This window comes from Edaphobacter aggregans DSM 19364, from assembly GCF_000745965.1.
Classification (GTDB): Bacteria; Acidobacteriota; Terriglobia; order Terriglobales; family Acidobacteriaceae; genus Edaphobacter; species Edaphobacter aggregans.
Genome location: NZ_JQKI01000041.1, coordinates 49,183 through 59,441, shown reverse-complemented (window position 1 = coordinate 59,441; position 10,259 = coordinate 49,183). Strand labels below are relative to the sequence as shown.

8 protein-coding genes and 2 pseudogenes are annotated in these 10,259 nt (G+C 56.8%); 2 read left to right on the top strand and 8 right to left on the bottom strand.

Features of this window, described 5'->3' with window-relative positions:
• Positions 1–17 precede the first annotated feature (17 nt).
• On the bottom strand, positions 18–287 hold the full coding sequence (locus Q363_RS40640) for a hypothetical protein (RefSeq protein ID WP_157467007.1): 270 nt from the start codon (positions 285–287) through the stop codon (positions 18–20).
• 588 nt (positions 288–875) lie between these two features.
• Here Q363_RS40640 and Q363_RS16510 point away from each other — a divergent pair.
• Positions 876–1,061, top strand: coding sequence for a hypothetical protein (locus Q363_RS16510; RefSeq protein ID WP_035352222.1), 186 nt, complete (start codon positions 876–878; stop codon positions 1,059–1,061).
• Between the two features lie 252 nt (positions 1,062–1,313).
• Entirely contained in the window at positions 1,314–2,444 is a 1,131-nt protein-coding gene (locus tag Q363_RS16505) for a glycosyltransferase (RefSeq protein WP_035352220.1), read from the top strand.
• Here Q363_RS16505 and istA read toward each other — a convergent pair.
• From istA to Q363_RS16475, 7 genes and pseudogenes are all read right to left on the bottom strand, one after another.
• Positions 2,444–3,284 (bottom strand): annotated as a pseudogene (gene istA / locus Q363_RS16500) (IS21 family transposase); the annotation flags it as partial. The gene Q363_RS16505 and the pseudogene istA overlap by 1 nt on opposite strands.
• Before the next feature lie 220 nt (positions 3,285–3,504).
• Complete coding sequence (locus Q363_RS16495) at positions 3,505–4,329, bottom strand: FkbM family methyltransferase (protein WP_035352218.1); 825 nt, start codon at positions 4,327–4,329, stop codon at positions 3,505–3,507.
• 635 nt (positions 4,330–4,964) lie between these two features.
• Positions 4,965–5,243, bottom strand: a complete 279-nt coding sequence (locus Q363_RS40635; RefSeq protein ID WP_157467004.1) for a hypothetical protein — start codon at positions 5,241–5,243, stop codon at positions 4,965–4,967.
• Between the two features lie 551 nt (positions 5,244–5,794).
• Positions 5,795–6,121 carry a hypothetical protein gene (locus tag Q363_RS36185; protein ID WP_064742662.1) on the bottom strand — a complete coding sequence of 109 codons (327 nt, stop codon included), beginning with the start codon at positions 6,119–6,121 and terminating at the stop codon, positions 5,795–5,797.
• A gap of 357 nt (positions 6,122–6,478) precedes the next feature.
• A complete protein-coding gene (locus Q363_RS46315) occupies positions 6,479–6,664 on the bottom strand; it encodes a DUF427 domain-containing protein (protein WP_425387690.1) in 186 nt (61 codons plus the stop codon).
• Between the two features lie 417 nt (positions 6,665–7,081).
• Positions 7,082–8,242 (bottom strand): ComEC/Rec2 family competence protein, encoded by a 1,161-nt coding sequence (locus Q363_RS16480; protein WP_035352215.1) that lies wholly within the window; start codon positions 8,240–8,242, stop codon positions 7,082–7,084.
• Positions 8,243–9,045: 803 nt separating this feature from the next.
• A pseudogene (locus Q363_RS16475) lies at positions 9,046–10,117 on the bottom strand (YifB family Mg chelatase-like AAA ATPase); the annotation flags it as partial.
• Positions 10,118–10,259 lie beyond the last annotated feature (142 nt).

Genomic DNA, 10,259 nt, shown 5'->3' with positions numbered 1-10,259 from the left:
GAGCACCTTTCCAGTACCTAAATCTTTGGGGTTCTTGAATTGAATCGGAAGAAGTGACGCCGGCAGCAATTCGCCTTTCCTGCGGAATGCCTTGAGCCATCGACTTGGCTTGTTTGCCGGCCAGCTGCCGTACCAAGACAATGCCGGAGTGGCAGGCGCAGGGCGCGCAACAACGTATTCGGCTTCGGCACATCAAATTCCGCCTTGTAAACGTTGACCCTTCCGGGCTCCGCCAAGGCAACGATCGCGAACAGCATTGCGAACAGCAACCCTTTGCGCAGCGACATGATCGGTATCCTTCCCCGAGGAGATTATCCGATTTTTTCTGGAGGTCCGACCCGAGATTTCTGTTCTCTCCGCTTTCCGATCACTCCGGACCTCGAACCTTCTGGCACGTCAGGACCTCAATGCAGGGCCGTCATAGCCTTCTTCGAGCGCGTCGACGGCAATTCGCGGAAGCTTTCAATACTGTAGATCGTCATAATAGTACCGAACCGCAAGCTGCTCAGGATTAAGGCGCATGGGGCCGCAGGCCTCACCTATTGAGGATAAAACCCGGATCGCGGGAGTGTTGTCTGCCAACCGGCATTAGCGGAAAGGTAATGTCCGGTTGGGCGGTGATCCGGGAGGAATGGTGTTACGCCTTCGGAAACCCAGCCGCAGGCTACTTACCGATCCGCCCTATTTCATGTGGATGTATAACCGGCTATCCGGAAATCTGGTTAGATCCGGATAGGTCCTGATAAACGTTAGGACTCTATCTTGACTGGCCAGACACAGATCCGCGCGGTCGCACAATACCTAGTCGAGCAGTTAGGATACCTATCCGGTGTGGCAGCCGAGAGAAGCACGGCGGAGGCTCATGCTGCGAACTAATGATTGAAGTCGGTCAATTCTTTGAGCTGAGGTTATCGGCACTTAAAGAAGAAGGCCAGCCGAAGCTGGCCACCCTCTTTGCCTTTGGTTGCGAACCGGTAACGATCTGTGCCGTTGGAACGATTCTCCCAGTGGCTACAGTATCACCGTTCCTCTCCGCTGAGGAGACCTTTCAAGTGAAGTGACATCACTTAGGGAAGTGCGGAACAGCTTTCTCATCCAAGAAGCGTCGCTGGCGCGCGCCGTATCGGATGAATCTCTTTCGCGTTAGATCCTGAAGACGGTGGCAGAGCTTCTTAAGAATCCCGCCGCAGAGCACTCCAGAGGTTAGTGGCGCGTGTGTGTGCCTAGACACGTACATGCTTGACCTGTTGGCTAGGATCCGCTAAGCGTCCGCTACAGTCACTGATCTAACGAACGCCGCTGGATAATGGCTTATGATCTTTCTTCCTGTTCTGCTCAGCGTCGTGATCTGGGTGTGGCTACTGGTTGGGCATGGGGGTTTCTGGAGGTCCGGACCCGTTCTAGGAGCGGCATACCCGACTCGTCCGCTCAAGGTGACGGTCGTGATCCCAGCCCGGGATGAGGCCGAGCACATCGCAGATACTCTGAGATCTCTGCTCATTCAGCAGTTCAACGGCGAGCTAAAGATCGTGCTGGTAGACGACAACAGCTCCGATGGAACGGGAGCCCTCGCGCGTGAGTTGGCGGTAACGGACAGACGCCTCAGTGTCTTGGACGGAGAGCTGCTCAAAACCGGCTGGACAGGCAAGATGTGGGCGGTCTCGCAAGGTTTGCGGCAAACGGAGACGCTGGCGGCGGACTACGTTCTGTTCACCGATGCCGATATCGTGCACGGACCGGGACACCTGGCTTCGCTTGTCTCCCGTGCGGAACGAGATCAACTCAGTCTTGTGTCGGAGATGGTTCGTCTGCGGTGCGAGAGCCTTGCCGAGCGAGCCACGCTGCCGGCCTTTGTCTTCTTCTTTCAGTTGCTCTATCCCTTTCGGTGGGTTTGCGATCCTGGGAGAACGACCGCTGCAGCCGCGGGCGGTACGATGCTGGTCGCGCAGGAAGCGTTACGCAGAGTCGATGGGGTAAACAGAATCAGTCGGGCGCTGATCGACGACGTGGCTCTGGCGCGAGAGATCAAGCGCGGAGGCCACAGGATCTGGCTCGGGCACGGGGAACAGGTGGTCAGTGAGCGGAGATATGCCGGGTTCAGCGACGTGTGGAAGATGATTGCGCGGACAGCTTACGTACAGCTTGGGTACTCGCCTTGGGTCTTACTCGGAACATGCGTCGGCATGCTGCTGGTGTATGTTGAGCCAGTGCTGGCCAGCCTCTTCGCAACTGGCGGGCTGCGTTGGGCTGGGGCCGTTTGCTGGGCCGGCATGGCCTTAGCCTTCCAACCCACGCTTTGGCGTTACCGGCGTTCTCCGGCTTGGGGATTGCTGCTCCCGGTGATTGGGCTGTTCTACCTGATGGCGACAATCAGTTCAGCAGTGCGGTTCTATCAGGGAAGAGGCGGGCAGTGGAAGAACCGGAACTATCCGGCTCATGGGTAACCGACTTGCCGTCCGCGCCGCTTCCGGCACTGCTCTTCTAAGTGCGCGTCCCAACTCTTCCCAACTCGACACGCGTGGGACCGGCACCATGAAGTTCCGCCGCGCATAGCCAACCAGACCTTCGACCTTGCCCTTGTCGTTGCCCTTGGCCGGACGGCCGAACTTATCGGCGAACAGATAGTAACTCTGCAACTCGGAGAAGCTCCGCGTCCGTTGTCGTTCTTCTCCACCCAGGATCTTCGCCACCGCGATCTTCGTGTTGTCGTACAGTATCCGCGTGGGAACTCCGCCGAAGTATGCGAAGGCCCGCACATGGCCGTCCAGGAAGGCTTCGGTCGTCTCGGCCGGAAATGCCGCCACGAAGCAATCGTCGGAATGGGGAAGATCCATGGCCAGGTAATGCGCCTTCTGCTCCACACCGGCAATCACCACCAACGCTTCGCCGAAATCCGCCTGCGCCTCGCCCGGGGCATGGGTCAGAGGAATAAACATCTCCCGGCTGCGAAGCTGTTCGCCCCGCACATAGTCCTTCACGATCGTGTAGCCGCCCGTGAACCCGTGCTCGTCCTTGAGCCGATCGAAGATCCGCTTGGCCGTGTGCCGCTGCTTGGCCGGCCTCGGCTTGTCGTCTGCAAGAATGGCGTCGATCACGCCCAGCCACGGCCCCAGCTTGGGACGCTTGATCGGTTGCTGCCGCTGGTAGCCGGGCGGCACTGCGTACTCGAGCATCTTCCGCACCGTCTCTCGCGACAGCCCAAACTCCCGGGCCACCGCACGCTGACTCCGACCCTCAACACGAACCGCTCGTCGTACACGCCCGTAAATCTCCACTCGGAACATCCCTTCGGTGTTCCATGAGCCACGTTGCCAAGGCAACACCGCTCACGAAACCAAGATCCCGCGGTGGACTACTTTTACTCCGCCGCAAAGCGCCGCGCCCGCGGCGTTCTGTGGCCTATTTTTACTCCGGCGCTCATACCGTTTCGAGGGGTTGGGCAAAAATAGCCATTCGTGAAATTTCGTTCGACTATCCGCGAGGTCCGTCAGCTTTGAAGGTTCTTCAAACCTGAGCGCGCGCAGCTGGCGAATGCGCTTCGAAGATAGTGTCCTCGCCCGACACATCGCCAACCTCGAAAGACCATCCGTGCCCGGCGAATAACGCCTCCATGATCGGTCGATTCTCTCTATGCCTGTGTAGCTCACCCAGGATAATCACGGATCGGCTCTCCACCGGAACATAGTCCTGAAGTGACTCCATCTCCATGCCTTCAATATCCAATTTGATCAGGACGCGCTGCGCCGGCCGGCTCTCGGCGATATCACGCAGGCGCAGAACTTCAATCTCCAGAACGCTCGTATACGGTTCCTTGGCGTCGAAGCTGCTGCCGTTTGCGCCGCGGCAATAGAACGGGATGGTTCGACGGGAGCCGCCGATGCAGACCGGCAGGAGATCCGCCGCGACATGATTCATGCTGAGTAGTTTCTCGGCCTGCGCTATGTTTCGCGGGAGCGGCTCGCACATCACGATCTTCGCGGAGGGATAAATCGCGGCTGCCTGCAACGAAAACAGCCCGATGTTTGCGCCTCCATCGATCACGAAATCGGGCGCAAACCTTGGGTCCAGAGCATACACCTTGCGAACGATCACCTCGAGCGCGCTATGCAGATCGCACTCCAGGTCGGCAGTCCGTATCGACGCGCGGTAGCTGCGATTGCCCTCGTGATATCGAAAGGGAACCTCCCCGTTACGTACGAATGGTTGCAACAGCAGCGTCCAGAGCGGCTCCAGACTCGGGCGAGTAAACCGCACCATCAACAGAAGCAGCTTGAAAGCGCTCAATCCTGAAGTCGCCTGCAGAATGCGCTTCGCATTTCCAAAAGCCATTATCTCCTCGTTCAAGGGAAGGTTGCACAACTTGGGGGCTGAGGTGCAGTGGAACGGAAAACCGGGTTAAGAAAGCTTATTTGGAGGCTCTGGCGAGGACAGTGGAGACAAATTGACGGCGTCCACGTAGGCGGATTCTATTTTGGCCATCTGCCGTTTGACTATTCATTCTGGCCAGGATTCGAGAACCGCTTAACCCGTTTTTCCGTTCCACTGCACCTCGAACCCCAACTTCACTATACGGAACTTCTGTTCCTGCGGCGCTTTTGTACTATCTCCTCCATCCGCTGCGCCAGCAGTTTTTCGCGCCCATCATCGGTCGGGTGGATAGTACCTCCGTCCCGCGAGCCCCGCCGGCAGACACTCCATGTCCGCTACACGCCCTTCGACATGGCTATTTTTGCCCCAACCCCTCGAAAAGGTAAAAAGTTCTATCTCCTAAAAAGAGATGCCACTCGAGACCGCCAACCTGCCTTGCGTTCCAGCTATTCAATCAAATCAGGTACTTAGAATCGAATAAGCCATCCCCTGATCAACACCGACCACCATCGAGTTGTACTTCGCCACGGCAAACCGGTCGAGTCCGGAATGCCGGCCTTGCCCTGCTGAAACGGCTCGTGGATAGCCACGGCCTTCTAGGCAATGAGCTTGGCGGTCGCTCCGTCCATCAGCTGTCCGTGCTCGATGCCCTTGACGCCGGCTGCGATCGATCGCTGGATGCCCTTGGGGTACATGCCCCAAGAGCTGTAGCGCCATTCTGTATTGCCGATGCTATTGTTCACTTTACAGAGTGTCGAGATTGCTTCCCTTTGTTCGCTTGTCGAACCTGTTTCATTGCTGCCGCCAAAAATTCTGATTTTGGGGGCTATTTCATGGAATCGTTTCTTTGCATGCAGGTTACTCTGCTCCGTCAAGAGCTGAGCGAGGCATATCGAAATCTAGAGGAGTTGAAATTTCTCGAGGCATCGCAAGGCGGAATCGAATACACCCAATATGAGATCGTTGCGCTGCACGAAAGCATCACGATCCATGGGGCTGACTGCAGAATCTGTAGCCCCGTCGGCATCGGACAGAGCTAAAGATTCCGTTAGCCATATTGATAGATTATGTCCGGATTCATTCTCAGAGCTGTTCCTGACATCGTTCCTGCAGGACGGCACAAGGGCTATCTCGCCAATGTGATCTTCTTCGCAACGGAGGCAACACGACGCATCGTTGGTTCTCCACAAACTTTGATAGATATGTTCCGGCTTTCGCCGAACTCGTGGGCTGGCCAACGGCGATCGATATTCACACAAAGCTTTGCAGTGGAGAAAACGCGACTTTTCCCGGTGAATGGTCGCTGGAACTTCTCGACCGGACCGCATTCTTAGGGTTGCGAAGTAAGTGATTCTTTCTTCCGAACAGCAAGGGATGTCAGTAAATAGGCTGGGCGGTGTAGCGCAGTGGCGTAGCAGGAACGAGACTACGCAGTCTTAGCCGCCACGTCTTTCGCTGGTGCGGCAGCCTTTTTCGCTGGTGTCTTCTTCTTCGCTGGAGCGGGAGCGGTCTTCTTAGCGACGACCGGAGCAGCCTTCTTTACCTTCGCCCAACGCTTTTTCTGCGCGGCTGCGATCCTCGCCTTGGCTTCGGCGCTGAGAGGCTTCCTCCCCGGGGCCGCGGCTTTCACTGTGACGGTCTTCCCGGGGCGTCCTACCTTTCGGGGTGCGGAGGAGTCGGTGAGGAGTGCCTTTGCCTGCTGAAGCTGAGCAATCTGCTTGTCTATCTCGTTGAGAATGTTGGATAAGTCCATGTGATCAAGCGTAGCAGAACGATGCACAAGTCAGAAGTACATTACAAGGATCATCAGAGGCGATTTCCGGAAGAACGATGGCTGCGGTTTTGGGGACTGAGGCCATCCGACCTTGTGTTGCCGGCCGCCATGAGAGCTGGTTAGCAGGCGGCATCAGCGGTTCGCACCGCTTTCGGCCCCGGATGGATGCTGCGATTCTCAAAGTCACTGCGACAGCGACCACAAAGACCAAGGCAATAAGCAAATTCAAGTGATACAAGGTACACCTCCCTATCGGCTGGCGTTTTCGTTCAAAGTACACTAGCGCACAAGTTCCTCGGTCAGGACACTGTGTTCCTGTTGCCAATGACCTACTAGCTAGGCTGTCGGCGATTCTCCTATCTCGGCGACACGACCTGAGTAAGATGCAATGTATCCCGTGATCAAAGCGACAGCCTCAAACGGTAGTTCATAGATCCAGACCGCGTTCACTGAGCGCTCCCCGCCTGCCGTGATACTGAAAGCCCGGCTTCCGCCGGGCTTTCGATTCCGCAACTGTGTCACCTTACTTCGAGGGATTGCCTACTACTTGGACGTTCACCGTTAGCTGTTTTGAGGCGGCTTCCTTGGCGGCGAGTTCGTTCGCCGCCGCATCCTTGGTAGCTTGTTCTTCAGGTGTGGAAGGTTTTGCGTCGGTCGCTTTGGCGGCCGCCGGAGTGCCGCCAGCACCTAAACCTCCAACGCCGGATCGAGGAGCTGGCTGTGAGCCTACGATTGAGAAATGATCTGAGCACTAAATGTCGACGCCAGGACCCGAGGACTTCAGCAAAACTACGCTCATGTGTGTGTCGTCGATGAACACTGGCGTTACTAAGAAGAGCTTTGCCTTGGACGCGGGTTCGTCAGCCGCTAACAAGTGGTAGTCGATGAAGCTCGGCGAAAAGACCATTACATACCCATTCGATGGCAAATGATACGCCGCTACGGCGCGGGCGTCTTAACACACGAAGATGGTTTCTTATCGGGTGGAGGGATATTCCCGGTCTGCAAATTGGCCTTGTTGATCCGCTTCACCGCTGGGCAATCGGCTTCGTGATAATACTGCGACCGTACACTCCAGGCGTACTTCGGCGTAGTCACGACCGCCGTCGCCGCCACCGCCCCACCACCGGTCGGTGCTTTGATGGGCCACGTGTCCACTGCTCCATTGCTATATGAAACGGTAAATGTCTTCGCTTTAGGAGCTACCTCGATTGATATGTCGCCACCAATCACGTCCACGGGTGGAGCCGGCTCCACGTCTTTGCCATTGCCTTTTTCAGTCCAATATATTTTCTGCAGGTCCGCCTCATAAAGTCGAGTCAGGCAATCTGCGGTGGGATGAAAATAGGCATTGCCGTCTCCAGTCGAGATCACCGCGACCGTGGGTTGAGTTGCCTTCAGCCATGTTTCATTCGTACTGTAGGCGCTGCAATGGTGATGCACCTTGTACACATCGATTGGGCCGACGGCAGCAGCAACGGGCGATTCGATGTCTTGGTAGTCGTTGGCCTTATCGCCCGAAAGATCCCCACCAATTTCTTCCTTGAATCCATCAAAGCTAACGAGCACCGCAACGCTCAGGTCATTCTCGTTGTTCGTTGTGATACTGCCACCTTTATAAGTCGCATCGAGAACGAACACGCTCAGTTTTACGGGGTCGGCAGTACCTTGATCCAAGTCAAGTTCTTGCCCGAGCGTCGCGGTCTTTCGTTTGGCACCGACCGCGGCGACGTATGCACCGTAAGTCGCTCCCGGATAGCTCTGGCCCCGATCAAATGAGTTGTGAACCAGCGGAAACTTCTTCAACACCGCCGGAATACACCCGATGTGGTCGAAGTGGTAATGGCTGACGAAGATGTAGTCGATCTGACGAACGCCAAGTTGGTCGAGATAATCGACCGCCCCTTGGCAATCTCTTCGTTTCATGTCTTCGCCCATGTCGAAAAGAACAACTTCGCCATTCGGGGAGATCAGCACCGCGCCATCTCCCTGCCCGACATCGATGTGATGAATTTGAAGCTTGCCGTTTGTACCTTGCGCGAACGCGCAGGCGGTGAGTAGGAAGATCGTCCAGGCTGCAAATAAGCGCGTCAAGTGCATTTGAACTCCTCGTGCGCTGCGTCTGCAGCGTAAATTCTCTGAGTTATCGGGAGAAAGACATGTTTATCCTGCAAGCTTGGTTTAACTGCGGTGCCAAACATGAGTCATGTATAAAGGGGCCGGATGCACAGCATACCCTTAGCCTGTCTTCGCAGCAATGTGAATTTTTCTTGCAGCTTCAGCCGATTTACCTCCACTTGCATACAGGCGCACAGCCGCGGAGGGCCCGGCCCAGCCTGACACTGATTCTGAGTGATCGCATTCGACCGAACGCTGGTCGATTGGACCCCTATCAGCGTCGATCAGCGAGTGAGAGGTTCTGTTATCGCCGATCGCGTATCGAGATGGACAGGCGGTGAATTCCGCTGGCTCTGAGCGGTATGCGCTGCTAAGTGTGCTGTACAGCCTGTTATCCGCTGCGCAATGACATTAGATCGACATCAGAGGCGCTGCGCGCCGGCAGAAGACAGGCGATCATAGAGACTAAACTCAGCGCGCAGCTTCCCGCCGGCAGTAGCATTAGGTCTTGCACATCACCGTCCACCCATGTCGCAAGCAAAGTGTTCATCGCCAGCGTGAGCACCACCCGCGCCAGCACTCCGGCGCCGATACTCAGCGCGGTTGACGCAAAGACGAGGAATGATCATGGCTCAAAATTCGGAAGCGCTGAAGGTTAGAAACATTGTGCTGGTGCAGGGAGCGTTCCCCGCTGGATCGAGCTGGTCCAAGGTTGTTCCGTTGCTTCGATTCGCCGCCCTGAGCACAAGGATGAAAGGAGTCTGCAGGCGTTCAGATACCCCTTAGGGACACGGATTCATCGCAGCCGCCAGCGTGAACTGCGCCGGAAAGCTCAGGCTCATCGCCGCCCGCGAGATCGTCACCGTCCCATCCTCGAGCGGCTGCCGCAGAACCTCCAGCACGTTCCGGGGAAACTCCGGCAGCTCATCCAGAAACAACCCATTGTGCGCCAGCGAAACTTCTCCCGGCCGCGGAACCATTCCGCCGCCGATCAGCCCCGCGTCCGAGATCGTATGATGCGGCGAACGAAACGGCCGGTGAGCAACCAAACCCTGCTCGCCGTCGAGAACGCCGGCAACCGAATGAATCTTCGTGGTCTCCAGCGCCTCCTCGAACTTCAGAGGAGCCAGAATCGAAGGCAGCCGCTTCGCCAGCATCGTCTTGCCCGAGCCCGGAGGACCGATCATCAAAATGTTATGTCCACCCGCGGCCGCAACCTCCAGCGCGCGCTTCGCCACATGCTGCCCGCGAACGTCCTTGAAGTCGAACGGAAAGTGCTGCGTCTCATTCAGCAACGCATTCGCCATCACCTCAAGCGGAGTCGCATGAATGCCGCCGTTCGCCGCCGAATTCAGCAACTCACGAACCTCCAGCAGACTCTTCACCGGATAAACATTCACGCCCTCAACCACCGCAGCCTCGCGAGCGTTGCTAGCCGGAACAATCACGTTCTTGATTCCATTCGCCCGCGCAACCGCAATCGGCAGCGTACCCGGAACAGCCCGCAGTGAACCGTCGAGTCCAAGCTCGCCGACCAGCAGAAAGTCCGTCAGATCCTGAATCGCAAGCGCCCCATAAGCGCCAAGAATGCCGACCGCAATCGGAAGATCGAAGCCCGATCCTTCCTTCTTCAGGTCCGCAGGAGCAAGATTGATCGTGATCTTCGTCGGTGGAATCTCAAAACCCGAGTTCCGGATCGCCGACTTCACGCGATCGCGGCTCACGAACCGCCGCATCCGGAAGTCCGACCGTGCTGAAGATCTCTTTGTCGAGCTTGATCTGCGAGAAATCGACCTCCACATCAATCAGGTGAGCGTCGATTCCGTAAACAGCAGCACTGCGGGCCTTGAAAAGCATGTGAGCCTGATGCGTCCTTGAGGCGGTGGAATGTTCGCCGAGTATAGCACTCACTCACCCTCTCCCCGCTCGCACAGAAGTCGCAGAACCACTCAGCACATCACGCCGCGTAGCAGCCTACACGCGCAAGCATTCGCGCCTA

Excerpts from the sequence above, each read along its gene's own strand:
- Q363_RS16510 (WP_035352222.1), top strand. The coding sequence starts at position 876 with ATGATTGAAGTCGGTCAATTCTTTGAGCTGAGGTTATCGGCACTTAAA.
- Q363_RS40640 (WP_157467007.1), bottom strand. The coding sequence starts at position 287 with ATGTCGCTGCGCAAAGGGTTGCTGTTCGCAATGCTGTTCGCGATCGTT.
- Q363_RS16495 (WP_035352218.1), bottom strand. The coding sequence starts at position 4,329 with ATGGCTTTTGGAAATGCGAAGCGCATTCTGCAGGCGACTTCAGGATTG.
- Q363_RS36185 (WP_064742662.1), bottom strand. The coding sequence starts at position 6,121 with ATGGACTTATCCAACATTCTCAACGAGATAGACAAGCAGATTGCTCAG.
- Q363_RS16505 (WP_035352220.1), top strand. The coding sequence starts at position 1,314 with ATGATCTTTCTTCCTGTTCTGCTCAGCGTCGTGATCTGGGTGTGGCTA.
- Q363_RS16480 (WP_035352215.1), bottom strand. The coding sequence starts at position 8,242 with ATGCACTTGACGCGCTTATTTGCAGCCTGGACGATCTTCCTACTCACC.